Source organism: Xanthomonas fragariae (assembly GCF_017603965.1).
GTDB lineage: Bacteria > Pseudomonadota > Gammaproteobacteria > Xanthomonadales > Xanthomonadaceae > Xanthomonas > Xanthomonas fragariae_A.
Genome location: NZ_CP071955.1, coordinates 2,493,874 through 2,518,873, shown reverse-complemented (window position 1 = coordinate 2,518,873; position 25,000 = coordinate 2,493,874). Strand labels below are relative to the sequence as shown.

At 62.9% G+C, this 25,000-nt stretch carries 17 protein-coding genes and 4 pseudogenes; 16 read left to right on the top strand and 5 right to left on the bottom strand.

Annotation, left to right across the window (positions count from 1 at the left end; all coding sequences use genetic code 11):
* Positions 1 to 207 precede the first annotated feature (207 nt).
* Positions 208 to 924, bottom strand: a complete 717-nt coding sequence (locus tag J5I97_RS11815; protein ID WP_208591718.1) for an AraC family transcriptional regulator — start codon at positions 922 to 924, stop codon at positions 208 to 210.
* A 160-nt stretch (positions 925 to 1,084) separates the two neighbouring features.
* On the opposite strand from J5I97_RS11815, the gene J5I97_RS11810 reads away from it, so the two are divergent.
* The 14 genes and pseudogenes from J5I97_RS11810 to J5I97_RS11745 all read left to right on the top strand — a co-directional run bounded on the left by J5I97_RS11810 (position 1,085) and on the right by J5I97_RS11745 (position 19,821).
* Positions 1,085 to 2,023, top strand: a complete 939-nt coding sequence (locus J5I97_RS11810) for a proline racemase family protein (RefSeq protein ID WP_208586709.1) — start codon at positions 1,085 to 1,087, stop codon at positions 2,021 to 2,023.
* Between the two features lie 38 nt (positions 2,024 to 2,061).
* Positions 2,062 to 3,213: an NAD(P)/FAD-dependent oxidoreductase gene (locus J5I97_RS11805; RefSeq protein WP_208586708.1), complete on the top strand. Its 1,152-nt coding sequence runs from the start codon at positions 2,062 to 2,064 to the stop codon at positions 3,211 to 3,213.
* On the top strand, positions 3,210 to 3,455 hold the full coding sequence (locus J5I97_RS11800; RefSeq protein WP_208586706.1) for a 2Fe-2S iron-sulfur cluster-binding protein: 246 nt from the start codon (positions 3,210 to 3,212) through the stop codon (positions 3,453 to 3,455). Before J5I97_RS11805 ends, J5I97_RS11800 begins: the two co-directional genes overlap by 4 nt.
* A complete protein-coding gene (locus tag J5I97_RS11795) occupies positions 3,448 to 4,761 on the top strand; it encodes an FAD-dependent oxidoreductase (RefSeq protein WP_238135515.1) in 1,314 nt (437 codons plus the stop codon). The genes J5I97_RS11800 and J5I97_RS11795 overlap by 8 nt, the downstream gene beginning before the upstream one ends.
* Positions 4,758 to 5,663 carry a dihydrodipicolinate synthase family protein gene (locus J5I97_RS11790; protein WP_208586702.1) on the top strand — a complete coding sequence of 302 codons (906 nt, stop codon included), beginning with the start codon at positions 4,758 to 4,760 and terminating at the stop codon, positions 5,661 to 5,663. Before J5I97_RS11795 ends, J5I97_RS11790 begins: the two co-directional genes overlap by 4 nt.
* 201 nt (positions 5,664 to 5,864) lie before the next feature.
* Positions 5,865 to 7,460 (top strand): aldehyde dehydrogenase family protein, encoded by a 1,596-nt coding sequence (locus tag J5I97_RS11785; protein ID WP_208586701.1) that lies wholly within the window; start codon positions 5,865 to 5,867, stop codon positions 7,458 to 7,460.
* Positions 7,457 to 8,656, top strand: a complete 1,200-nt coding sequence (locus tag J5I97_RS11780) for a M24 family metallopeptidase (protein ID WP_208586699.1) — start codon at positions 7,457 to 7,459, stop codon at positions 8,654 to 8,656. The genes J5I97_RS11785 and J5I97_RS11780 overlap by 4 nt, the downstream gene beginning before the upstream one ends.
* Before the next feature lie 92 nt (positions 8,657 to 8,748).
* A complete protein-coding gene (locus tag J5I97_RS11775; protein ID WP_208586697.1) occupies positions 8,749 to 10,566 on the top strand; it encodes a DUF885 domain-containing protein in 1,818 nt (605 codons plus the stop codon).
* Entirely contained in the window at positions 10,563 to 12,425 is a 1,863-nt protein-coding gene (locus J5I97_RS11770) for a DUF885 domain-containing protein (protein ID WP_208586695.1), read from the top strand. Before J5I97_RS11775 ends, J5I97_RS11770 begins: the two co-directional genes overlap by 4 nt.
* Positions 12,426 to 12,480: 55 nt before the next feature.
* Positions 12,481 to 14,067, top strand: coding sequence for an APC family permease (locus tag J5I97_RS11765; RefSeq protein WP_208586693.1), 1,587 nt, complete (start codon positions 12,481 to 12,483; stop codon positions 14,065 to 14,067).
* A pseudogene (locus tag J5I97_RS11760) lies at positions 14,057 to 16,395 on the top strand (DPP IV N-terminal domain-containing protein). Before J5I97_RS11765 ends, J5I97_RS11760 begins: the two are co-directional and overlap by 11 nt.
* Positions 16,395 to 18,032: pseudogene (locus J5I97_RS11755) on the top strand (DUF5597 domain-containing protein). Before J5I97_RS11760 ends, J5I97_RS11755 begins: the two co-directional pseudogenes overlap by 1 nt.
* Before the next feature lie 222 nt (positions 18,033 to 18,254).
* Positions 18,255 to 18,551 (top strand): hypothetical protein, encoded by a 297-nt coding sequence (locus tag J5I97_RS11750; RefSeq protein WP_208586692.1) that lies wholly within the window; start codon positions 18,255 to 18,257, stop codon positions 18,549 to 18,551.
* 464 nt (positions 18,552 to 19,015) lie between these two features.
* Positions 19,016 to 19,821 (top strand): IS5 family transposase gene (locus tag J5I97_RS11745; protein WP_208586691.1). Its coding sequence is split into 2 segments (ribosomal slippage): positions 19,016 to 19,346 and positions 19,346 to 19,821, totalling 807 coding nucleotides; the frame shifts between segments, so codons are not numbered across the junction.
* A gap of 82 nt (positions 19,822 to 19,903) precedes the next feature.
* Here the strand turns inward: J5I97_RS11745 and J5I97_RS11740 are convergent.
* The 3 genes from J5I97_RS11740 to J5I97_RS11730 form a co-directional block, all read right to left on the bottom strand.
* Positions 19,904 to 20,104, bottom strand: coding sequence for a helix-turn-helix domain-containing protein (locus tag J5I97_RS11740; RefSeq protein WP_208591717.1), 201 nt, complete (start codon positions 20,102 to 20,104; stop codon positions 19,904 to 19,906).
* Between the two features lie 275 nt (positions 20,105 to 20,379).
* Complete coding sequence (locus J5I97_RS11735) at positions 20,380 to 22,044, bottom strand: ATP-dependent nuclease (protein WP_208586690.1); 1,665 nt, start codon at positions 22,042 to 22,044, stop codon at positions 20,380 to 20,382.
* 212 nt (positions 22,045 to 22,256) lie between these two features.
* Positions 22,257 to 22,961, bottom strand: coding sequence for an NYN domain-containing protein (locus J5I97_RS11730; protein WP_208586689.1), 705 nt, complete (start codon positions 22,959 to 22,961; stop codon positions 22,257 to 22,259).
* A 281-nt stretch (positions 22,962 to 23,242) separates the two neighbouring features.
* Here J5I97_RS11730 and J5I97_RS11725 point away from each other — a divergent pair.
* Positions 23,243 to 23,714 (top strand): annotated as a pseudogene (locus J5I97_RS11725) (hypothetical protein).
* 39 nt (positions 23,715 to 23,753) lie between these two features.
* Complete coding sequence (locus J5I97_RS11720; protein WP_208591840.1) at positions 23,754 to 24,212, top strand: hypothetical protein; 459 nt, start codon at positions 23,754 to 23,756, stop codon at positions 24,210 to 24,212.
* Between the two features lie 37 nt (positions 24,213 to 24,249).
* Here the strand turns inward: J5I97_RS11720 and J5I97_RS11715 are convergent.
* Positions 24,250 to 24,935 (bottom strand): annotated as a pseudogene (locus J5I97_RS11715) (protease pro-enzyme activation domain-containing protein); the annotation flags it as partial.
* Positions 24,936 to 25,000 lie beyond the last annotated feature (65 nt).

Below are 25,000 nucleotides of genomic sequence, written 5' to 3'. Positions count from 1 at the left end.
TGGCAACGCAGTAGGGGAAACCCGAAATTCTACCATTCGGACCCCTGCGCCGCCTTGACCCGACCTTCAGCGCAGCCTGAATCCGGGGCAACATCTGGTGTGCCGCAGTGTCGCTGCCTGGGCAACGTAAACGGCATCGCCAGGTCGCCATACATCCTGCCGAATTCAGCATTTGCGCAAGCGATGTGTCGACGCCTGCTTGCATGCTTACAACCGGCCTTTGAGCGCGCGGTAATCGCGAGGGGTCATGCCGACCGTGGCTTTGAACTGGCGAGCGAATGCGCTCTGGTCGGCAAAGCCACAGCGTTGCCCGACGCTAGCGATGCTGTCGTCGCCGTACAGCAGCCGCATCGCCGATTCGATGCGCAGCTTGGTCAGCAGTTGCTGCGGGGTCACCTGGAACACCCGGCGGAAGTGCCGCTCCAGCTGCGCCACCGACAAACCGGCCAAGTCGGCCAGGCGCTGCACGCGCAGGTTGTCGCCGAAGTTGGCCTGCATGTGGTCCATCACCTGGCTCAGGCGTTCGTACGCCGAGTGACGGCTGTCGGGTTGGCCTAGATCGCGCGAGATGCCGACCACGCCGATCACCTCGTCGGCCTCGCACAACGGGCGCTTGAAGGTCAGACACCAACCGGGCAGGCGATTGGGATACAGATGCACTTCGAGTTGGTTGTCGATGAGCTCGCCACACAGTACGCGGCGGTCCTGCATCATGTAGCCGCCGCCAAGCGGCAACGGGAAGACTTCCAGCGGCGAACGGCCGATGATCTCGCTGCGCAGCTTGCGTCCCAGCCGGCGCACCAGGGTCAGGTTGCAATGGGTGTAGCGGCCCTGGCCATCCTTGATGAAGAACACCACGTCCGGCAGTGCATCGAACAGCGTCTGCATTTCCAGCGCGGGAAGGTTGAGGTCCATCGGCGTCATGGTGGCGGTCACGATTTGACGGCTGCACGAAGGTGCGGCCCAGCGATGATCCTAGCGCAAACGCGGGGCGGTGCTTGGGGTCGGCGATTGTGCGGATTTCCGCATTTTGACTCCGCATTGGACGCTAGTCGCCTGTGGGCTGGCAGTGGGAGCATGAGCCATGTACACCATCGACGTCATCGACTCCCACACGGCCGGCGAACCTACTCGCGTGGTCCTCTCCGGCTTTCCCGATCTGGGCGATGGCGATCTGGCGCAGCGCCGCGAACGGTTTCGCAGCCAATTCGACCAGTGGCGCAGCGCGATCGCCTGCGAACCGCGCGGCTCGGACACCATGGTCGGCGCCTTGCTGCTGCCGCCGCGCGACCTCAGCGCCTGCGCCGGAGTGATTTTCTTCAATAACGTCGGCTACCTGGGCATGTGCGGGCACGGCACGATCGGTGTGGTGCGCACCTTGGCCGAGCTGGGGCGCATCGCGCCCGGCCAGCACATCATCGAAACGCCGGTCGGCACGGTGGGCGTGGAGCTGGCCGAAGACGGCACGGTGTCGGTCGATAATGTCGAAAGCTATCGCTTTGCGGCCGGCATGGAAGTGGACGTGCCCGGTCACGGTCGGGTACGCGGCGACGTGGCCTGGGGCGGTAACTGGTTTTTCATCACCGAACAGGCGCCGTGCGCGCTCGATCTGGCGCATCAGCGCGAGTTGACTGCTTACACCGAAGCGATCCGGCTAGCGCTGGAAACGGCCGGCATCACCGGGCCGGCCGGCTGCGAGATCGACCATATCGAAGTCAACGGCGCCGCGCCCGATGGCAGCGGCGTGGCACGCAATTTCGTGCTCTGTCCTGGGTTGGCTTACGACCGCTCGCCGTGCGGCACCGGTACCAGCGCCAAGCTGGCCTGCCTGGCCGCCGATGGCAAGTTGGCCGAAGGTGAGCGTTGGGTGCAGCAAGGCATTGTTGGCAGCGCGTTCGAAGGCAGTTATCGCGCAAGCGCGCTTGGCATTGCGCCGCGTATCAGTGGGCATGCCTACATCACCGCGCGCTCGCAATTGCTCATCGACCCGGCCGACCCGTTCGCATGGGGCATCGTGGCCTGATGGATGCACTGCGGCCAAGATTTGAGGAGGTTGGCAGGATGCCGGCTGCCGATGCTACGCCGTCGGTTGCGTCCACCCGACGCAGCTACGACTTGATTGTGGTGGGTGCCGGCATTGTCGGAGCGGCCTGTGCCGAGGCTGCGGCTGGCGAAGGACTGCGCGTGGCGATCGTCGAGCCGGGGCCGATCGGCGGCGGCTCCACCGCTGCGGCGATGGGGCACCTGGTGGCAATGGACGACGACCCGGCCGAGCTGGCGTTGTCGGCGTACTCGCTGCGGCTGTGGGAGCGTTTTGCGCAACTGAGCGAGGCCGAGTTCAGCCGCTGCGGCACGCTGTGGGTGGCCCGCGATGCACGCGAACTGGTGGTGGTGCCGGCCAAGATTGCGCGGCTGGCGGCGGCCGATCTGCATGCCGAAGCGATCGATGCGACGCAGTTATATGCGCTGGAACCGCAGTTGGTGCCTGGTCTGGCCGGCGGCATGCGCGTGCCCGATGAAGCAGTGGTGTACCCGCCACGGGTGGCACGGCATCTGGTGAGGCTGGCCTGCAAGGCGGGCGCACAACTGTTTGCCGGCCGCCGCGTGGAGCAATTGCAGGCGCACGGGGTGCGTCTGGACGATGGTCAGGTGCTGGCCGGACCGGTGTTGGTCGCCAGCGGCGTTGCCTTGCCGCAGTTGCTTCCCGAGCTGGCTTTGCGCCCGCGCAAGGGCCATCTGGTCATCACCGATCGCCACCCGGGGTTGATCCGCCATCAGCTGCTGGAGCTGGGATACGCCGATTCGGCGCATGGCGCCGACGACACCAGCGTGGCCTTCAATGTGCAGCCGCGGCCGACCGGTCAGATTCTGATCGGCTCGTCGCGCCAGTTCGGCGAGCAAGATCGCGCGCTGTCGATGCCCGTGCTGCAACAGATGTTGCAGCGGGCATTCGCATATTTGCCGGTGCTGCGCGAGTTGCAGGCGATCCGGGTCTGGACCGGTTTGCGGCCGGCGACACCGGACGGGCGCCCTTATCTTGGGGCGGTGCCCGGCCGGCGCGATGTGTGGGTGGCCGCCGGTCACGAGGGGGTAGGTGTCACCACGGCACTGGGGAGCGCACGAGTGATTGTGGACAGCCTGCTCGGGCGCACTCCTGCCATCGACCCATCCCCGTACGCGCCGGCGCGTGCAGCGCACGGCGCGGCCGCATGAGCGCGACCGTGCGTCTGCATGTAAATGCGCAGCCGGTCCAAGTGCCGGCCGGCGCCAGCGTGGCCGCTGCGGTGGCACAGGCCACGCTGCACTTTCGGCAGTCTTGCAGTGGCCAGCCACGCGCGCCGTTGTGCGGCATGGGCGTGTGTTTTGAATGCCGGGTGCGTATCGATGGCATCGGCCAGCAACGCGCGTGCATGGTGGATGCGCGCGATGGCATGCAGGTATGCACCGATGGCTGAGCGCGTGCAGCATTTCGATGTGTTGGTGATCGGTGCTGGCCCGGCCGGCTTGGCCGCGGCGCGGGCGGCGGCCACTCATGGCGTGCGCGTCGGCGTGGTGGACATGCAGCCGCGTGCCGGCGGGCAGGTGTGGCGCAACGATGTGCGGCACGGTGCGCCAGCGGATGCGCGCGCGTTGTTGCGGCAGGTGTCGGGCAATGCGTCGATCACGCTGCTGACGCGCACGCAGATTCTGCTGGCGCAACCGGGCTGGCTATTGGCCGATGGCCCGGACGGCACGCTGCAACTGCATTACGCCGCGTTGGTGCTGGCCACCGGTGCGCGCGAACTGCTGCTGCCATTTCCCGGCTGGACCTTGCCCGGCGTCACCGGTGCAGGCGCCGCGCAGGCACTGACCAAGCAGGGTTGGCCGCTGGCCGGCAAGCGCGTGGTGGTTGCCGGTAGTGGACCGTTGTTGCTGGCCAGCGCGGTCACCTTGCAGCGGCATGGCGCGCGGGTGCTCGGCATCTACGAACAAACCTGCGCTGCCGCATTGCGGCAGTTCGCGCTGCAGTTGTGGCGCTGGCCGGGCAAGGCGGCCCAAGCAATGACGCTGCGTGTGCAGTTGCGTGCCGTTGCATATCGCGCCGGCAACGTGGTGGTCGCCGCACACGGCGACACACAACTGCGCGAAGTCGCGATCGAAGGGCCCACTGGCAGCACGCGTATCGCCTGCGATCAGCTGGCCGTGGGCTATGGCCTGGTGCCGAACACCGAGCTTGCGCAATTGCTGGGTTGTCGGCTGGAAGCGTGCGGCGCGCATCAACGGGTCCACGTGGATACGCTGCTGCGCACCAGCGTGACGCAGGTGTATGCCGCTGGCGAAGTCTGCGGTATCGGCGGACGCGATTGCGCGCTGATCGAAGGTGCGATGGCCGGGCATATGGCCGCCGATGCATCCGACGCGGCGCTGCGCCTGCAGCCGCGTCGTCGCGCCGCGCGCGCCTTTGCCGAATTACTGCAGCAGCAATTCGCATTGCATCCTCGCATCCGCACTTTGGCGCAGCCGGACACGCTGATCTGCCGCTGCGAAGACGTGCCGCTGGGAGCGTTGGACAGCTTCAGCGATGCACGCGACGCCAAGCTCGCTTCGCGCTGCGGCATGGGCGCCTGCCAGGGCCGCATCTGCGTCACGGCGTTGGCCGAACTGGGCCGTTGCCCGCCCGATCTTTCCACCGACGCCGGCCGCCGACCGCCGTTGTTCCCGGTCCGCCTCGCGGCGCTGGCCGACTCGTTCACTTCCGACTCGCAAGGGAATCATCCATGAATATTGCTGCGTTCTGGCACGGCGTGTTGCCGGCCATCACCACCCCGTTCACCGCCTCTGGCGAGATCGACCACGACTTCCTAGCCAAGCATGCCAATGCGCTGGTGGATGCCGGTTGCACCGCGATCGTGCCGCTGGGCTCGCTGGGCGAGGCGGCGACGTTGAGCCTCGAAGACAAGTTGGCGATCCTGCGTACGTTGGTCACCGCATTGAACGGCCGCGTGCCTGTGGTGCCGGGCATCGCCAGCCTGGCCACGGGCGAAGCGGTGGCGCTGGCGAAGGCGGCCAAAAACATCGGCTGCGGCGGCTTGATGGTGTTGCCGCCATACGTATATTCCACCGACTGGCGCGAGATGGGCGCACATGTACGCGCGGTGATCGCGGCGACCGATCTGCCGGTGATCCTGTACAACAACCCGGTGGCCTACAAGACCGATTTCGGCCCGTCGCAGATCGCCGAGCTGGCAGCCGAATTCCCCAATCTGCAGGCAGTTAAAGAATCTTCCGGCGATGTACGCCGCTTCGCCGCGCTGCAGGAATTGCTCGGCGATCGCTTGGCGTTGCTCGTCGGCATGGACGATGCCATCGTCGAAGGCCTGAGCATGGGCGCCAAGGGTTGGATCGCCGGCCTGGTCAATGCCTATCCCAACGAATCGGTGCGCTTGTTCGAACTCGCCCGCGATGGCGGTTACCCGGCCGCCAAGGAACTGTACGACTGGTTCCTGCCGTTGCTGCGCCTGGATACCGTGCCCAAGTTCGTGCAGTTGATCAAACTGGTGCAGCAGAAAGTGGGCCTGGGCAGCGAGCGCGTACGTGCGCCGCGGCTGGTGGTCGACGGTGCCGAGCGCGAGGCTGCGTTGAAGGTTATCGACCACGCCATCGCCACCGCGCCGAAGGTGTAATAACGCGGTGACAACGACACCGCTCCGTGTGCTCGCAGGTGAGCAAACGGTGTGGATTAGCGATACGCGTCGTCATCGCGCGTGTCGCGCTATGTTGATCGATGAGAATGTCGCAGTCACCGCCACAGTCTCATCGGCTTTTTGGTCGGCCGCTGCTGCACAGTGCGCAGGGTCTGGCTCCATGCAACTGAAGGTGCCGCAATGAACGACACGATCCAACCCGTCCTGCTGGCCGGCCAGTGGCAACCCAGTCGCGCTGCAACCGGCAGCTTCCGCGCCGCCGACCCGACTACTGGCGAGGCGATCGGGCCTTTATTCCCGGTCAGCGGTGCGGATGATATCGAGACCGCGGTTGCGGCAGCGCACGCGGTGGCCGCGGAACTGGCTGCAGCGCCGGTCGAGCAGATCGCGGCATTCCTGGCTGCCTATGCCGACGCGCTGGATGCCGACGCCGATACGCTGGTGGCGTTGGCGCATGCCGAAACCGCGTTGCCGGCGCCCACACGCCTGCGCGGCAACGAACTGCCACGCACCAGCGGGCAGTTGCGCCAGGCCGCACAGGCGGTGCGCAACTACAGCTGGACACAACCCATCATCGACACCGCCGCGGATCTGCGATCGCATCTGGCGCCGCTGGGCAAGCCGGTAGTGGTGTTCGGCCCGAACAATTTTCCGTTCGCCTTCAACGCGATTGCCGGCAGCGATTTCGCTTCGGCAATCGGCGCACGCAATCCGGTGATCGCCAAGGCGCATCCACTGCATCCGGCCACCAGCCAGCGCATGGCGCAGCTCGCGCATCAGGCACTGCTCGCAGCCGGCCTGCCGGGTGCGGCAGTGCAGTTGCTGTATCACTTCGATAACGCCATCGGCCTGCGATTGGCGGGCGATGCGCGGCTAGGTGCGATCGGGTTTACCGGCAGCCGTGGGGGCGGACTTGCGTTGAAGGCGGCGGCCGATGCGGCCGGCGTGCCGTTCTACGCCGAGCTGTCCAGCGTCAATCCGGTGTTCCTGTTGCCGGGCGCGTTGGCCGAACGCGGCGCGGCGTTGGCGCAGGAATTCTTTGCGTCGTGCACCTTGGGCAGCGGGCAGTTCTGCACCAATCCCGGTGTGGTGGTGGTGCCGCATGGTGAAGCGGGCGATGCGTTTGTCGCAGCGACCACGGCGCACTTCGACGCGGCCATGCCGATGGTGCTGTTTTCGGCCGCGGGTGTAGCCGGCGTGCAGCAAGGGGTGGCGAGCTTGCGTGCCGCCGGCGCAGTCTTGCTGGCCGGCGGGCACACCGGCCAGGAGAGTCATCGCTATGCGCCGACCTTGTTGAGCGTGGATGCGCAGGCGTTTATCGCCAACCCGCATGCGCTGCAGACCGAGGCCTTCGGCCCTGTGAGCCTGCTGGTGCGTGCGCGCGACCTTGCGCAGATGGAGCAGGTTGCCGCCGCGTTCGAAGGCAATCTCACCGGCACCTTGTATCGTGCGTCCGATGGCAGCGACGATGCGGCCTGGCAAGCCATCGCACCGGTGCTGCGCGCACGCGTCGGGCGTTTGATCAACAGCAAGATGCCGACCGGCGTGGCAGTGAGCGCGGCGCAGAATCATGGGGGGCCGTTCCCCAGCACCGGGCATCCGGGCTTCACCGCGGTAGGCATGCCGGGCTCCATTCGTCGCTTCGCTGCATTGCATAGCTACGACGCGGTGCCGGACGCGCTGCTGCCGGCCGAATTGCGCCAGCGCAATCCGGGTGGCATCGCACGTCTGGTCGATGGGCAATGGAGCACGGCCGATCTTGGAGCAGGCACATGAGCAGCCAGATCGGCGGGCTGTCGCTGGAGCAGGCGCGCGCTCAATTGACGCCATGGACGCAACGCGCCGCGCTGATCGCCACCGACGAGTACCAACGACGCATCGAACGCGCACGCAGCTTGATGATGTCCCATGGCGTGGATGCATTGTTGATCGGCGCCGGCACGTCGCTGCGCTATTTCACCGGCGTGCCGTGGGGCGCGAGCGAGCGTCTGGTCGCGCTGCTGCTGACGTTGCATGGCGACCCGGTGCTGATCTGCCCTGCATTCGAAGAAGGCTCGCTGGATGCGGTGCTGAAAATCCCGGCGACCAAGTATTTGTGGGAAGAACACGACGACCCGTATGCGCTGGTCGTACAGTCCATGGACGAACGTCATGCGCATGCGTTGGCTCTGGATCCGGGCATCGCCTTCGCGGTGCACACCGGCTTGCGCGCGCATCTGGGGAGAGCAATTCGCGATGCAGGATCGATCATCGATGGCTGCCGCATGTGCAAGTCGCCCGCCGAGCTGGCGCTGATGCAGCAGGCCTGCGACATGACCTTGCGAGTGCAGCGCCTGGCCGCCGCCATCGCGCAGGAAGGCATCGGCACAGATCAGCTGGTGCGCTTTATCGACCAGGCGCATCGCGCGTTGGGTGCGGATAACGGCTCGACCTTCTGCATCGTGCAGTTCGGCCATGCCACCGCATTCCCGCACGGCATTCCCGGCGTGCAGCAGCTGCGCGAAGGCGAACTGGTGCTGATCGACACCGGCTGCACCGTGCAGGGTTATCATTCCGACATCACCCGCACCTGGAGTTATGGCACGCCCAACGACGCGCAACGGCGCATCTGGGAGCTGGAACAGGCAGCGCAAGCGGCAGCGTTCGCGGCGATACGCCCGGGCGTGGCGTGCGAAGCAGTGGACCAGGCTGCACGCACCGTGCTTGAAGCGGCCGGACTCGGCCCGGGCTATCGCGTGCCGGGATTGCCGCATCGCACCGGCCACGGTTGCGGCTTGGCGATCCACGAAGCGCCGTATTTGGTGCGCGGCAACGCGCTGCCGCTGCAGCCGGGCATGTGCGCCAGCAACGAACCGATGATCGTGGTGCCGGGGCAATTCGGTGTGCGGCTGGAAGACCATTTTTATGTCACCGACGCGGGCGCGCAGTGGTTTACGCCGCCGTCGGTGGCGATCGATCAACCGTTTGCATGAGCCTGGACTGGCGCACGCATCTGCAGGAGCGCGCTCCTGCGACCGCCTTGCATCGAGCGCTGCCGGCGCACCGTTTCTCCTGGAGTGAATGCATGAAACATCTGCGTCCTGTCGCCATCGGTCTGCTTTCGGTCGCGTTGTTTACTGCTTGCAAGCCGGCGCCGCCCGCACCGGAGGCAGCGGCTGCAGCGACCTCTGCGCCGACCGGCGAACAGGCCGCCAAAACCTTCGATGCACTGCTGAACAAACAATGGCAGTACCAGCTGCAGCACAACCCGGAGTTCGCCAGCATCATCGGCGACAAGCGTTACAACGACCGTTGGAGCGATTATTCGCTCCACGCCGTGCAGGCAGAACGCACCGCCACCGCCGAGCTGCTCAAGCAATTCGAAGCGGTGGATGCCAAGGCGCTGGACGAGCAACGTCAGCTCAGCCTGCAGATGATGCTTGGCCAGTTGCGCGACAAGCTGGAAGGCATCGAGCTGAAGACCTATGCGATGCCGCTGGAGCCGATCGGCGGCATCCAGTTGGCGTTGGCCGGCTACGGCGATGCATTTCCATTCGAAAACGCCAAGGACTATCAGGATTACATCAAGCGCCTGCAGACGATCCCGACGGTGATCGATCAGGTCATCGCGGTGTCGCGTCAGGGCGCCAGGGATGGGCTGGTGCAGCCGCGTTATCTGCTGGAGCGCCTGCCCGAGCAGATCGACAAGATTGCCGCGTTAACCGGCGAGCAGAGCCCGTTCGCTTCGCCGCTGAAAAAATTCGATGCCGCCGTGCCGGCTGATCAGCGCGATGCGCTGCGCAAGCAACTGCTGGTTGCTATCGACCGGCAGGTGCGACCGGCCTACGGAAAATTAGCTGCATTCGTGCGCGATGAATACGCCGCGCAAGGTCGTGCGCAGGAAGGTGTGTGGTCGCTGCCCGATGGCGAGCGCCGCTATCGCTACGCCATCCATACCCAGACCACGACCGACATGGCGGCGGAGGACATCCATCAGATCGGCTTGAAGGAAGTCGCGCGCATCGAAGGCGAGATGACGGTGATCGCCAAGGCGCAGGGCTTCGCCGATCTGGCCAGCTTGCGCAAGGCAGTGGAGACCGACAAACGCCATTTCGCTACCTCTGGCGAGCAGATTCTGCAGCAGTACCGGCAGTACATCGCGGCGATGGAACCGGAGCTGCCGAAGTTGTTCGGCCACTTGCCGAAGACCCCGCTGGACGTGCAGGCAATGCCGGCATTCCGGCGTACCGCGCCCGGTGCCGAGTACTGGCAAAGCAATCCGGAAAGCACTAAGCCTGCGATCGTAAAAGTCAATACCAGCGACTTCGCCAGTCGCACGCTGATCAATATCGAAACCACCGCGTATCACGAAGGGGTGCCGGGCCATCACCTGCAGATCTCGCTGGCGCAAACCTTGCCGTTGCCGCCGTTCCGCCAGCAGGCAGGTTACAACGCCTATATCGAAGGCTGGGCGTTGTACGCCGAGCGGTTGGGCAAGGAGATCGGCTTCTTCAAGGACCCTTACAACGACTACGGCCGGCTGTCCGGCGAGTTGTTGCGTGCCAATCGGCTGGTGCTCGATACAGGCGTGCACTACAAGCATTGGAATCGCCAGCAGATGGTGGATTTTTTCCACGCCCATCCGTCCGATGACGAACCCAGCATCCAGTCCGAAACCGATCGCTATATCGTCTGGCCAGGCCAGGCGCTGGGTTACAAGCTGGGTCAGCTGCAGATCCTTGCGCTGCGCGCAGAAGCCGAAAAAGAGCTCGGCGATCGTTTTGATGTGCGCGCGTTCCACGATGCTGTACTTGGCGGCGGCGCCATGCCGCTGGCGATGCTGCAGCAGCGCGTAAGGCAGTGGATCGCGCAGGCCAAGGTTACTCCGGGAGCAAGCGGATGAGCGCAAATGCCGTGTTACGCGCCAGCGCACTGAGTCTATCGATTGCAGCCAGCCTGAGCGGCGTTGCCGTGCACGCGCAGGCGACCGAGCCCGCTGCGGCCACGCACAATACCGCAGCGGCACATTTCAAGGCGCTTTACACACGCGAATGGCGCTGGCGACAGGCACAGCTGTCCGGCGCGGTGGATGAAGACAATCAGGCCACGCAGGGCAGTCAGTCCGACCATCTGCCCAAGGTCGACGTTGCCACGCAAAATCTGCGCACTGCGTATTGGCAACAGGCTTTGAAGGAACTGGATGCGATTGGGCAGGCGCAGTTGTCGGCCGAAGATCGGGTGAGCTATCAGGTGTATCGGCAGCAGTTGCTGGTGTTGCTGGACCAGCAGCATTTTCGAGCCTGGGAAATGCCGTTCAATAGCGACTCGTCGTTCTGGAGCGATATGGGCTTCAGCGCCGAGGCCAAGTTGCGCACGCGCGACGATTATCTGCGCTATCTGAAAATGCTGGCCGATATCCCGCGTTATTTCGCCGAGCACACGGACAATATGCGGGCCGGTCTGGCGCGCGGTTTCAGCCAGCCCAGGGTGACGCTCACTGGACGCGACCAGTCCATCGCCGATGTCGTGCAGGCCAAGGGTCAGGCCAATCCATTCTATGCACCGTTCAAGCAGATGCCGGCGACATTGCCGGCCGATGTACAGGCGCAACTGCGGCAGCAAGCAGTCAAGACGATCGATGCGCAGGTGCTGCCGGCCTACGCCGGATTGCTCGACTTTATCCGCAACCAGTACCAACCTCGCGCGCGTACCACGCTGGCTGGCGAAGCTTTGCCGGATGGGCAGGCCTATTACCGCGCGCAGATCCGCGAGTTCACCACGCTGGATCTGGGCCCGGAGCAGATACACCAGATCGGCTTGCAGGAAGTGGCCAAGTTGCGCGCGCAGATGGACCAGACCATCGTCGCCAGCGACTTCAAGCCCCCGGCCGGGCAAGCGGTATTTCCGGCGTTTCTGCATTTTCTGCGCACCGATCCGCAGTTCTATGCCAAAACGCCTGAGGAATTGCTCAAGCAGGCCGCATGGATCGCCAAGCGTGTGGATGCCAAAGTAGGCGATTATATCGGCCGTCTGCCGCGGCGCCGTTTTGCGATCGAACCGGTGCCGCCGGAGTTGGCGCCGTTTTACACCGGTGGCCGCGGCGGCCCTGGTATCTATCTGGTCAACACCTACAACCTGCCATCGCGGCCGCTGTACAACCTGACCGCGCTGACGCTGCACGAGTCCTCGCCCGGCCACGCGCTGCAGATGCCGCTGGCGGCAGAAGCGCAAGGGCTGCCGGAGTTTCGTCGCTACGGTTTCATCTCCGCGTATGGAGAAGGCTGGGCGTTGTATTCGGAGTATCTGGGCCAGGAAATGGGCATGTACGACACGCCCTACGACCGCTTCGGTTATCTGACCTACCAGATGTGGCGCGCCTGCCGCCTGGTGATCGACACCGGCATCCACCACAAGGGCTGGACGCGCGAGCAGGCGATTGCGTATCTGCGCGACAACACCGCCCTGAGCGAGCACGAAGTCACCACCGAGGTGGATCGCTATATCGCCTGGCCGGGGCAGGCCTTGTCGTATTACCTGGGCGAACTTAAGATTCTGGAGCTGCGCCGCAAGGCCGAAGCTGCGTTGGGCGAAAAATTCGATCTGCGCAATTTCCACGATGCGGTGCTGCAGACCGGCTCGGTGCCGTTGCCGGTGCTGCAAGCGCGCATCGACCGCTTCATCGCTGACGGTGGCGTGTCGCCCTATCCGCACGACAATGCTGCAGATGCATCGGCAGATGCCAATGCCCCTGCCAGCGACTGATCCACGCACGCCATTTTCGCAGTAGAAACCGCACTTTCATGCTTCGGGGCGATGAATGACCACACAGGGTGCGACCATGCAAGGCAAGTTCCGCAAACGGCTCAGCCTGACCGACCTGACCTTTATCGGGCTGGGGTCGATCTTCGGTTCGGGCTGGTTGTTTTCGGCCAGCCATGTGTCTTCGATTGCCGGGCCGGCCGGCATCGCGTCGTGGATTCTTGGCGGCATTGCGGTACTGCTGCTGGGCCTGGTGTATTGCGAACTCGGCGCGGCATTGCCGCGTGCCGGCGGAGTGGTGCGCTACCCGGAGTATTCGCACGGCGCGTTGCTCGGCACGTTGACCGGCTTCATCACATTGATCGCGTTTTCCAGCCTGATTGCGATCGAAGTGGAAGCTGCGCGGCAATATGCGGCGGCCTGGTTTCCGTTGCTCGACCAGGCCGGCGGCACCCGCCCCAGCGTGTGGGGCTGGCTGGTGCAGCTTGCACTGTTGATGCTGTTTTTCCTGCTCAATTATTTCAGCGTCAAGACCTTTGCGCTGGCCAACAATATCGTCAGCATCTTCAAGTTTCTGGTGCCGATCCTGGTGATCGTGCTGCTGATGAAGCACTTCAATCCAGGCAATCTCACAGTGCACGGGCTCGCACCCTCTGGCATGGCCGGGGTGGAAGCGGCGATCTCGGCCGGCGGCATCATTTTTGCCTACCTGGGGCTGACGCCGATCGTGTCGGTGGCTAGCGAAGTGCGCGACCCGCAGCGCAATATTCCGATTGCGTTGATCCTGTCTGTAGCGTTGTCCACGGTGATCTACGTGCTGCTGCAGTTGGCGTTTCTGGGCACGATTCCCGCCGCGCAGTTGGCGCCGGGTTGGAGCGGCATCGACAAGGCATTTGCGTTGCCGTATCACGACATCGCGCTGGCCCTGGGCATGGCGTGGCTGGCCGCATTGGTGATCTGCGATGCGATGGTGTCGCCTAGCGGCACCGGCAATATCTACATGAATGCCACCCCGCGCGTGGTCTATGGCTGGGCGCGTAGCGGCGGGTTTTTGCCGGTGTTGACGCGAGTGGACCCGCAGTCGGGCATTCCGCGTCCGGCGCTGTGGTTGAGCCTGGGTCTGTCGATCTTCTGGACGCTGCCGTTCCCGTCGTGGGAGACCTTGATCGGCGTGGTATCGGCTGCACTGGTGCTGAGCTATGCGGTGGCGCCGGTAACGGTGGCGGCGTTGCGCCGTAGCGCGCCAGAGTTGCCGCGGCCATTTCGCGTGCGTGGCTTCGCGCTGCTGGGGCCGTTGTCGTTCATGGTGGCCGCGTTGATTGTGTACTGGTCCACCTGGCCCACCTTGTCGTGGTTGCTCGGTTTGCAAGTGGTCGCATTCTCGCTGTATGTGCTGTATCGCTTGCCCTCGCGCGACGGGCGGGCGCGCTTGCTGCGTCAGGTGCGCGCATCGTTGTGGTTGATCGTGTTCTTCGTGCTGGTGATGGCGGTGTCGTGGGTCGGTACGTTCGGCGGTCGTGGCTGGATCGCGCATCCGTTTGACACGCTGAGCGTGGCGGTGATTGCGTTCTTCATTTACCACTGGGGCGCGCGTAGTGGTTTGCGCAGCGATGAGCTGGCATTGGAGGAGGACGATGGCCAATGATGTGCGCCGCGGCGCATTGGTCTTGCTCTGGTTACAGGGTTTGGCGGCGTGCAGCGCGTTGGTGTCGACGACCACGCAGGCCGCGCCAAGCGTGGCCGATTATCAGCGCTCGCTTGGTCTGCGCGAGCAGTGGATCACCCTGACCGAGAACCTGGCGTGGCCGGCGCAATGGCGTGACGACAGCACGTTCTATTACCGCAAGACGGTGCCGGGCGGGTTCGCCTTCGTCAGCGAAGATGTGGCAACACTGCAAAAACAACCGGCGTTCGATCAGGCGCGCGTGGCGCTGGGCTTGAGTAAGGCAACCGGGAAAACCTACACCGCCTTGCGGCTGCCATTCGAGCGCTTCAGCTATGCGCAAGAGGGCGAGCGTCGCAACGGGGCGATCCGTTTCGAGCTGGGCGAGGATGCCTGGCGCTGCACGCTGCCGACCTACCGCTGCGCGCGCGATGATGCAGGCCCACGGCCACGCGGGTTCGGTGTGGTGCGCGACCCAGACATGCCAGCCGACAATACATCGCCTCGCTCGCCCGACGGACGCTGGGAAACGCTCGCCGATGGATGGAACCTGATTCTGCGGCGTGTATCCGATGGTCAGGTGACCCGGCTCAGCAACGATGGTCGTGCATACGATTACTTCGACCCGGAGAGCATCGCCTGGTCGCCTGGTCGCCGGATTCGCAGCGGTTGGCGGTGTATCGCGTGCGTCCTGGGCTTGCCCGTCGTGTCACCCGCGTGGAGGCTGCGCCTGACGGAGGCGGTCAACCGATAGTGCACGCCCAGCTGTATCCCAAGCCAGGCGATGCGGTGGATGTGGAGCGGCCCGTGCTGTTCGACGTGGATGGCGAGCGCCGCGACGTGGATAGCACCTTGTTCGCCAACGCGTATTCGTTGTCGCCGTTGCAGTGGCGCAGCGATGGCCGCAGTGTGACGTTCGACTATGTGCAGCGTGGTTTTCAGCGCATGCGCGTGATTGCGGTGGACGCGCGGAGCGCTCGCGCGCATGTCGCAGTGGGCGAGGATGCACGCACCTTTGTGTATGCCGACCGCAGCTTTCGCCACGATGTCGATGGGCGCGGCGACGAGGTGCTATGGATCTCCGAACGCGATGGTTGGCGGCATCTGTATCTGTTCGACGGCCGCACCGGCAAGGTCAAACGGCAGATCACCCGCGGTGCGTGGATCGTGCGCGATGTGTTGCGTGTTGACGATGCGCAGCGGCGCATCTGGTTCACCGCCAGTGGGATGGATGCGGGCAAGGATCCGTATTACCGGCAGCTTTACAGCGTGGATTTCGAAAGCCGCCAGCTGACCCGGCTGACCCACACCGATGCCGATCACGATGTCGCCATTGCTGACGATGGGCGGCATTACGTCGACACGTATTCGCGCCCGGATCTGCCGCCGGTGATGGAGCTGCATGCCATCGATGGGCGATTGCTGCAGCGAACAGAACAGGGCAGCATCGACAAGTTGCAAGCGGCAGGCTGGCGGGCGCCGGAGACTTTCGTGGCCAAGGGCCGCGATGGACGCACCGACATCTGGGGCATGGTGGTGCGCCCGCGCGATTACGATTCGCGCAAAAAATATCCGGTGATCGAAAACATCTACGCCGGGCCGCACGATGCGTTTGTGCCGAAGACGTTCTGGCCGTTCGGCTATCACTCCGGTGGCGACAAGCAGATCGGCATGCAGGCGCAGGCCGATCTTGGTTTCATTGTGGTGATGATCGATGGCATGGGCACCGCCAATCGCTCCAAGGCGTTTCATGACGTCGCGTGGAAAAACCTGGGCGATTCCGGCTTTGCAGATCGTATCGCCTGGCATCGCGCGTTGGCCTCCAAGGATGCGTCCTACGATATCGGTCGGGTCGGCATCTACGGCGCCTCGGCCGGTGGGCAGAGCACGCTGGGCGCGCTCGAACGCCATCCGGAGTTCTACAAAGTGGGCGTTGCCTACGCCGGTTGCTACGACAACCGCATGGACAAGATCAGCTGGAACGAGCAGTGGATGGGCTGGCCGGTGGATGCCGGTTATGCGGACGCCTCGGGCGTTGTCAATGCGCCCAGGCTGCGGGGCGATCTGCTGCTTATCGTCGGCGAGCAGGACAGCAATGTCGACCCGGCCTCCACCGCGCAGGTGGTCGATGCGTTGATCAAGAGCGGCAAGGACTTCGACCTGCTCAACGTGCCCGGTGGCGAGCATTCGGTGGGCCGGTCCAGCGGGCCGATCGACTATGTGCAGCGCCGTCAGTACGATTTTTTTGTGCGCCATCTGCGCAACGAACCCACACCGCATTGGAATTCCCTGCCTTCGGAGGCGCGATAATGCGTTTGTTTTTTCTGGCTATGGCGCAACATCGCAGGCGTCTCGCATTTCTGGCGTGGTCGCTGGCGATGCTGGCAAGCGGTTTGCCGATGCAAGCCACTGCAGAAGAACTGCCGCGTTTCATTACCCAGGATGGTCGCCATGCGGTGATCGTCGATGGCGCGCCGTACACTGTGCTGGCAGCGCAGCTGCACAACTCCAACGCCTGGCCGGCGGTGTTGCCCAACTCACTGGATGAAGTGGTCGCGCTGCATGCCAATACCGTTGAAGCGCCGGTGTATTGGGAGCGGTTCGAACCGGCGCCTGGGCGTTTTGATACCACCAATGTGGATGCATTGATTGCCGGCGCACGCAAGCGAGGCTTGCGCGTTGCGTTGCTGTGGTTCGGCAGCTGGAAAAACGGCCAGATGCATTACGTGCCGGAGTGGATCAAGCGCGACGAGGCGACCTATCGGCGGATGCGCGATGCCAATGGCGAGCTGGTGGATGTGCTGTCCCGGCATGTTGCCGCCAACGTGCAGGCTGATGTACGTGCGTTCACTGCGTTGATGCAGCACTTGCGCAAGATCGATGGCGACCGCCACACGGTGATTCTGGTGCAGGTGGAAAACGAGCCCGGTGCGATTGGCACAGTGCGCGACTACGGCCCGGCAGGCGAGGCGGCGTTCGCGCAAACGGTGCCTGCCAAGATCGCACGCGCGCTAGGCAAACCGCAGGGCAGCTGGCAGCAACTGTTCGGGGCCGAGGCCGCCGAAGCCTTCAATGCGAATGCGACCGCCGCATATATCGAATAGGTGGCCGCCGCCGGCAAGCACGCGTATCCGTTGCCGCTCTACGTCAACACCTGGCTGCGCTACAAGGGCAAGCGCTCTCCGGGGCTGGATTATCCGTCCGGCGGTGCGACGGTCAACATGTTCGCGCTGTGGCGCGCGGCCACGCCATCGATCGACTTTATCGGCACCGACATCTACACCAACGATTACAACGAATACACCAAGGTCATCGGTCAGTACGCGCGGCCGGACAATCCTGCATGGGTATCGGAAACCGGCTTCGAAGCGGCGACCGCGCCATATCTATTCCATGTGCTGGGGCAGGGTGGGGTAGGTTTTTCGGTATTTGGCATCGACGGCAATCCCGATAGCGAGGCCAACCGTGTCGCGGTGGCGGCGCATGCGGCCAACTTCAAGCTGCTGGGGCCGATGCAGCGCATCATCGCCCAGGCCGCCTTCGACGGCCGGCTGCAGGCGGTGGCCGAGCAACCCGGTGCGCCGCAACGCACGCTGCGCTTCGGCGATTGGCAGGCCAAGATCTCCTTCGGGCCTCCGCTCTGGGGCGATGCCCCGGCGATTGTGCCCGGCAACGACGACCACGCCGGCCGGCTGCTTGTGACCCAACTGGGGCCGGAGGAATTTTTGGTTACCGGCATGGCTGCACGCATTGAATTTTTCCGCGATGCGGCCGATACCCGTCGTGTACAGTTGCTGCGCGTGGAGCAAGGGCAGTATGTCGATGGGCGCTGGCAGATGGAAAAACAGCTCAACGGCGACCAGACCGACTACGGCCTCAATCTCGGCCGCGTGGATGCGGCGGGCGAGATGCCTGTGGTGTTGCGCGTGCGGGTGGGCAGCTATTGATGTGAGTAAAAAGTGAGTGCGCGGCGGTGAGACGGGCGTGGTTGGAATCGGTAGGTGGTACATGTGGACTGCGGTTTGCGTGTGCCCGTTCTACTCGCCTCGCAAACGCTCGCCACGTGTGCTGGTTGCCGTAAAAGCGAGGTGATTGCCAGCGGCGAGTGCGCTGGTTGGTTAGCAAGCGAGCGTCATCGGTTATTTCGTAGTTTCTGCACCGGAGCCACCATGAGTATCAGCACTATCGCCAGTTCCGGAATGCAGGTTGCCGCGCTGCGTCAGCAGGTGGCCGCCGGCAATGTGGCCCGCCAGCCGGTGGACGGCAGCCCGCGCCAATCGGTTGCGGCCAGCACGCAGGTCAACGGCGGAGTTGCGGCCAGCGTGGTCGGCGCCGCATCCGATCCATCTGCACCGGCGAGCGATCTGGTCGAAGGCCTGTCGGCGCGTAATGACTTTCAGGCCAACGCCAACGTGTTGCGGCGCTCCGACGACATGCTGGGCAGCCTGCTGGACGTGTTGAGCTGAGACGCGTCGGGCGCGGCCGGCGTTATGTTATTTGTGGGTTTGGCCTCCAAAGCTCCGCCGCGTGTTCGGCACGCAGCGGCGTACATGCGACGCCTGCAGCTGATCAGGCATGCGACGGGTGCAGCCGGAAAGTCACATTGCCAAATGGCAGGGGGTTGCCCCAACGGATGCGGTGTCGGTAATTGCCCGGCGTTACGCCACGACCTGCGGCATATCACGCTCTCTCCAACAATGCCTTCAACGCCTTCAACCGAGCGCCGTCGGGCACACCCAAGCCGGTGTTGGCATCCCATTCGGTGGATGCGCGGAAGCCACCGTTGTCGCCCGCGACGATGTCGCGGAAGGCGTCCGGTCGCCCGTACAGATGGTCGGCAGGGATTCGTGTAAAAAACAGCCAAATAGTGAGCTAAGAGCGTCTAACAAAACCCCTTGAATCTTGTCTCGCCGGTGGCAAAATTGCGGACATGACACGTCGCAAAGAGATCCCCATTGCGCTGTGGAAGCGCATCGAGCCGCTGATTCCCCAAGTGAAGCGTTCGCCCAAAGGTGGACGGCCGCGCATCAGTGATCAGCAAGCCCTCAACGGCATCGTCTATGTCTTGCGCACGGGCATGCCATGGGAAGACCTGCCTGTGGAACTGAGCTATGGCAGCGGCATGACCTGCTGGCGCCGGTTGCGTGATTGGCAGGCCGCCGGTGTGTGGCATCGTCTGCACCATGTGTTGCTGACCGAACTGCGTCGCGCCCAGACGCTGGATCTGAGCCGAGCCAGTCTGGACGCCGCCAGTGTGGCCTCCCCCCGGGGGGCGCCTACACCGGGCCAAACCCGACCGATCGCGGCAAACTCGGCAGCAAACGGCATCTGATCGTGGACCGCAACGGCGTGCCCTTGGCAGTGTGCGTCACCGGCGCCAATCGGCACGACTCAGTCGTGTTCGAGGAGTTGATCGACGCCTTGCCGCCAATTGGTGGCAAACCAGGGCGCCCGCGACGTTGGCCAGACAAATTGCACGCCGACAAGGCTTACGACATCGACCGCTGTCGCGCCTTCCTCAAGCAGCGCGGCATCATTGCGCGGATCGCACGCAAGGGAATCGAGCGCAACGACCGGTTGGGCCGTCATCGCTGGGTCGTCGAGCGCACGCATGCCTGGTTCGCAGGCCTGGGCAAACTGCGCATCCGCTTTGAACGCCGCATCGATCTCCACTTGGCGTTGCTCTCGCTTGCATGCTCCATCATCTGCTTACGGCTTCTTCCTGGGTTTTGTTAGCCGCTCTAACTCGCTGTCAGCCCAGAATTTTTGCTGGACAGGTCTACGCGATCAGGCGCGCTCATGTACCACCAACAGCCAGCTACGCTGGGGTGCCCGCTGGCGCGTATTTGTAGAACGTGCTGCGGCTGATCTTGAGCGCCTTGCAGATGTCTTGCGGTGACCGGTTCGCAAGGGCCAGCGTCGCGATTGCCCGAATAGTGTCCGGGCTAGCACTTGGCCGGCCGCCGGTAAGTCCACACGAGCGAGCGGCCTGCAGGCCGGCGCGCGTTCTCTCCACCATCAACCGGCGCTCGAACTGCGCGATGGCGCCGACGAGTAAAAACGCGCGAATGGCGCGGTTTCGACTTGGTGCCCACGGGGGACGCACCACTGTCCGCAAAACCTTCGTTTTACAGATAGCGGATGCCGGCATGGATCGAGATGAGATCGCATGGTTGATGGAGCTATTGCCTCATTGAGGCTCAGTCGGGGACTACCTGATTGACGTGGAGGCGATCCCGGAACATCGGCTGAATCCCCCGTGGACGTGCTCGTCAGATCATTGGCACACGCCCCTCATTGGTCGATCAGCATCTCAATGGCGTTCTTGAGGCTTGGTGCTAGTTCCGGAAAGCCGCTGTGCCCCTCCACACTCGCTTCCGAGTAGGAATTACCAGGGACCTTGTTTTTCAATTGGCCCATCACGTATTTGCCCTTTGCTCCGCGTAATGGACGATGTTGAAGCTCTGCCCATACATCGGTATTTGTCGGACCACCGCCAGCTGCGTGCAATTCTTCGTTATGCGCAGCTCGCTGTTTTGAGAATTGGTCATCGATAGGTGTCGCATTGGCAGTGATTATCTGAACGATCCAGTCGTCGCACACGGCCAGCGACTCTCCCGTCAGCGATGACACGAAACTGGGGTTGCAGAACTCAGACTCGAGGTCAGACTGGTCGGTGAGCCAGAGCGCAATGCCCTCCGCTGCATAGCTGTCTACCAACTGGGTCGCCTCCACGTCAGTCAAGGAGTCGCGGTCGCGGTGAACCAGCACTTTGAACTTGCCACCGAGGGATGCCCGTAGCTCTGCCGCTTCAGACTTAGTTAGCAGATGCTTGTAGCCCCGACCTGGAAGAACAGTCACAGACCGCTCGATCTCGGGCCACTGCCGAATGAGTTTTTTCAATAGCTCGTTCTTCGCGTCTTCACTGACGATGATCACCTGCTTTCCGAACGCCCCCCAGCCTAACGCCAGTTCGACAACAGACCGCTCTTCCGACTTGATTTCACCGTCGGCGAGCCACACCACATTCGCGTCAACCGGTGCCCCTCTCACGATGAAGGGAGAGTGCGTAGACATGACGATCTTGATCTCCTGCGCTCGTGCAATTTCCAACAGACTGCCCGCCAGCTTTTCTTGGATCGTCGGATGGAGATGGATATCTGGTTCGTCGATGAGCAGAATTTTAGGATTGAAGAGCAAGATGTAGCAGAAGATCTGGATCAGTTGCAGGAAGCCCGTACCAAGCAGCTCCAATGGCGTAGAACGACCGTTTAGCTCCGCGTGTGCATGGATGTCGAAGTCTTTAGACTCGTCGAATACGATATTGAGTTTGATCGGGCCCAGAAGCGGCTTCAACCACTCTTCGATCTTGACGATGTCAGCAGCTGACAGCAAGTTCAGCGCGTTGCGTAGATAGACGTTCGAATCGCCGAATGAGCATGCCTTGAGAACCACACGCTTGGAATTTTTGTTCTCGACATTCGGAATACCCGAAATTCCAGGGATGAACCCGCTAAAAAAGACGTCCTGACCACGGAATAAGGGGCGGACTGACTCGGGCAGTTCACCTTGGACGGAGATGCCTGCGTTCCTGGCAGAGCGCATGACAAGTTTCGCAGTCACTATGTTAGGGGGCACGATTCCGGCTGCGTCGTCGAGGAAGCGGAACTCCACTTTCGAGGACGGGCTGTTACCTTTATTTCCCCAATCTGCGCCGTGGCCCAACTTCCAATACTGATCACTCGGCAGATAGTCGAGGTCATTGATGCTGACCATTGCCGTCGATCCAGCACGAATTCGTTCTACCTGACGCATCAGGCATGAAGCAAGATGAAGCGCTTGCAAGATAGACGATTTCCCGCTGCCGTTGGATCCCACCAAGATGTTGAGATCTGCAATAGGCAGCTCGATTGCATCGATCCGTTTGAACTTTTCCACCTTGATTGATTCAAGCTTCATCTTATCTACCTCCCTTGATTTCGGAATACATTTGATGCAGCCAGTTCTACTGGTTGTTTTGTGGAGCGCCCGAGGCTGATTGTTCGCTCAAAGGGAACTCTGCTCCAAAAGCGTCAAGCACCTGTTGCGCCCCATCGCATTTCAAGTGTCGGCAACCCGGTCGTCCGGGCTGTCAGGCCTCTTGGTACATATACTTGCTCGCAAGCGTTGCGTCACCAGTGCTCAGGCTTATCGATTGACCTGCCGGGCTTCCGAACTCGTGTCGGTAGCTGGGCGGCCGCTAGCTCATCATCCAAAATGTACTGACGTGTCCAGTCAGCTCGGCTCGAAAGCGAGACGCTTACTCTTCTGTCCGTCTCACCATCGACCGTCGGTCTGCGTGGAGTTACGACGCCTAAGACGATCGTTGGGAAGTCCTCGCCGATAGCCGCAAGGACCGGCTCGATATCGCTATCGTTGGAGCATACGACCAGTTGCTGGTAGCGGGCAGACGCGGCATCGCGATACATGGCAAGTGCCAGATTCACATCTGTCTGCTTCTCTTCTAGCTTCCAGACCCGGACCCGGCGCGCTCGATCATAAGGTTGACCCCTGACAAACTCAGGTAAAAGAGTCCCTGCTTTGTCCAAGCTATGCTTACCTAACGTCTTGGTGAATCGTTGCGGGTGGGTGTGTTCTAACGCACGCAGGTAAGCTGATTGCGCGATTTCCGATGCATCCTTGTTAGTCGCAAACCTGCCCAGCGCCGGAGCTGTGAAATATCGCACGTGCAGAAGATTGGTAGTCGGATCTTGGTCACGCAGGAGGCGATCAAACAGAGCGACAACATCGAGCCACTTAAATGCGGTCCCACGGATGCGCCCGTAGTACAAGTTGTAGCCATCGATGTAGACGGCAGTCGCTTTGTCGGTTGTCACGAGGAGCTTCCTGCAGACATGAAAAAACCGCCTTGCGGCGGTTTTTTCGTCCCAAGCCGTTACCCAACTGAATGGGGCGACAGGGGAGGAGTAGTGGGGAGACTGTAACGGATGCGCCCGGGTGATGCAACATCTGGACTACTTTGGGTTCATGTTCGGTAGCAGGCCATTGCTACTGCGTGGAATTGGCACTTATGTGCGCCAGGCCCCTCGCCGCGATAGTGCTTGCAGGGCGGTATTGAATGATCGGCCATCAAAAATCCATGTTTGATAGGTCGATCATGACATCCCCCATGTCCATCACCACCCTCGCCGCCCTCGCCAGTGCCGGCGTGCTGCGCACCGTGCAGCTGGTCGGCCAGGTCGGCGGCTACGCGGTGATGGTGCGAGTGGGCCAAACCGAAGCAACTGACCGGCCAGCGCGGCACCCCGCGCGTGTTTGCCTCGCTCGACACCGCCGCCGCCCAGCTGCTGGCGCTGGGCGTAACCGTGTTCGAGGTGCTGCCAGCCAACTACGTGCACGCGCCCAAGGTCTACCGACGTGGCCGCCCGGCCGCGCTCAAGGAGTTAGCCAAGATCCAGCGCCAGGCCAAACCCGCCAAGCCGGCCAAGAAACCGGCCGGCGCGGCGACGGTGGCCACCCGCGCCACCAAGATCCTGCCCAGCGATCGGGTGCAGTTGAAATTGCCTGGCCTGTCGCGTACCCGCAAGCCTGCCCGCACCGCTGTTGCCGGTGCTGTTGCCGGTGCATGAGCGTCGGCCACGACACGACAACCAAACAAGGAGCAATGCATGCCGATCAAAGCAACTGCCCTAACCCTCGCCACAGCAATAGAGCTTCAACCAGGCGCAGTATTCACCGCCAACGGTCATTGGTATTTGCGCGCGGACGTCAGCGATAGGGCCGATGTCGAGCCGGCCGCGATACCGCTATCGAAAGGTGCCGAGTTCCATTGGCTGGCCTCTGACAAATGTCTGGCCTTGGCAGCGGGGTGCCGCTATGAGTTGCGCATCATCGGACCAATCAAAGGTCCAGGTAAGCCAGGACACACCTCCCTGGTCTGGTGTAATGACGGCTCGCTGGGCGTTGCGATCAAAGACTATTTCATTGCTTTTACAGGCGTGGAAACGAAGGATGTCAACGTCCGCGCCGGCACATTTTCTGCACCCCATTGGGGCGCGTGGGTGATCGATGGGAATGGCAAGCCCGCCAGTCCCGACCCGTTGTTTGTCATCGGCGCCGACCAATAACAAATACCGTACCGGTTGCAGATCTATCCTTGCAACACCGCAATCGGTGCGAGTAGGCGGCCATCTGCTCGCGCGCATAGCCGCCGCCCAGCACGATGATGCCGATGCATTGGCCGTGTCAGTCATGCTCGGGGAAGCCGTACAACTGCGCCAGCTGCGAGGGTGTGTATTGCATGGTCGGACCGTCGCCACTACCGGTGGACGAGGGCGATGCGGGGGCCGATGGTGCGGGTGCCGGCGTCGGTGCACTTGGCAAGGTCTGCGCCTATGGACGCGCATCCAGCCCAAGCACGGCGGTGACGATGCCATCGAGCGCCTGTGGAATCGACACCGGGCCGGTGCGGCCGCGATAACGCATCGTGCCATGCACGTACTCACGCAAGCTGACCTGAAACGCCGCCTCGCACTGCTGCACGGTTCCTTCCAGGATCACATTGCCGCTGTTTGCATGGGCGCGCTCGACCTTCAATCCAGAGCTGGCCGCGAAGTCGGCAACCGTCTGTAGATCGCCGCACTGGCAGCGAAGCGCTCGCTGAACTCTGCGCGCGAAAACGCAACCGGCATAGTGTTGGCCGGCAGTTGCAGCAGCACGGCGGCAGCGGCATTCAATGCCTGCATACGCACTGTCAGCAGCACCCGCAGCCGCTCATTCACCGGCGGTGGTCCGGCCTCGACACTGGACGGTGCGGTCTGGCGCTCACTGCCAGCGAGAATCGTATGCACGCGATGTGGAACTCCATCAAAATTGAGTGGATGCGATATGTACGCGTGTTCGATTGCACATGTTG

Bases quoted from the DNA above. Each gene is read 5' to 3' on its own strand.
- J5I97_RS11815 (WP_208591718.1), bottom strand. From the start codon at position 924: ATGACGCCGATGGACCTCAACCTTCCCGCGCTGGAAATGCAGACGCTG.
- J5I97_RS11810 (WP_208586709.1), top strand. From the start codon at position 1,085: ATGTACACCATCGACGTCATCGACTCCCACACGGCCGGCGAACCTACT.
- J5I97_RS11805 (WP_208586708.1), top strand. From the start codon at position 2,062: ATGCCGGCTGCCGATGCTACGCCGTCGGTTGCGTCCACCCGACGCAGC.
- J5I97_RS11800 (WP_208586706.1), top strand. From the start codon at position 3,210: ATGAGCGCGACCGTGCGTCTGCATGTAAATGCGCAGCCGGTCCAAGTG.
- J5I97_RS11795 (WP_238135515.1), top strand. From the start codon at position 3,448: ATGGCTGAGCGCGTGCAGCATTTCGATGTGTTGGTGATCGGTGCTGGC.
- J5I97_RS11790 (WP_208586702.1), top strand. From the start codon at position 4,758: ATGAATATTGCTGCGTTCTGGCACGGCGTGTTGCCGGCCATCACCACC.
- J5I97_RS11785 (WP_208586701.1), top strand. From the start codon at position 5,865: ATGAACGACACGATCCAACCCGTCCTGCTGGCCGGCCAGTGGCAACCC.
- J5I97_RS11780 (WP_208586699.1), top strand. From the start codon at position 7,457: ATGAGCAGCCAGATCGGCGGGCTGTCGCTGGAGCAGGCGCGCGCTCAA.
- J5I97_RS11775 (WP_208586697.1), top strand. From the start codon at position 8,749: ATGAAACATCTGCGTCCTGTCGCCATCGGTCTGCTTTCGGTCGCGTTG.
- J5I97_RS11770 (WP_208586695.1), top strand. From the start codon at position 10,563: ATGAGCGCAAATGCCGTGTTACGCGCCAGCGCACTGAGTCTATCGATT.
- J5I97_RS11765 (WP_208586693.1), top strand. From the start codon at position 12,481: ATGACCACACAGGGTGCGACCATGCAAGGCAAGTTCCGCAAACGGCTC.
- J5I97_RS11750 (WP_208586692.1), top strand. From the start codon at position 18,255: ATGAGTATCAGCACTATCGCCAGTTCCGGAATGCAGGTTGCCGCGCTG.
- J5I97_RS11740 (WP_208591717.1), bottom strand. From the start codon at position 20,104: ATGGTGGAGAGAACGCGCGCCGGCCTGCAGGCCGCTCGCTCGTGTGGA.
- J5I97_RS11735 (WP_208586690.1), bottom strand. From the start codon at position 22,044: ATGAAGCTTGAATCAATCAAGGTGGAAAAGTTCAAACGGATCGATGCA.
- J5I97_RS11720 (WP_208591840.1), top strand. From the start codon at position 23,754: ATGCCGATCAAAGCAACTGCCCTAACCCTCGCCACAGCAATAGAGCTT.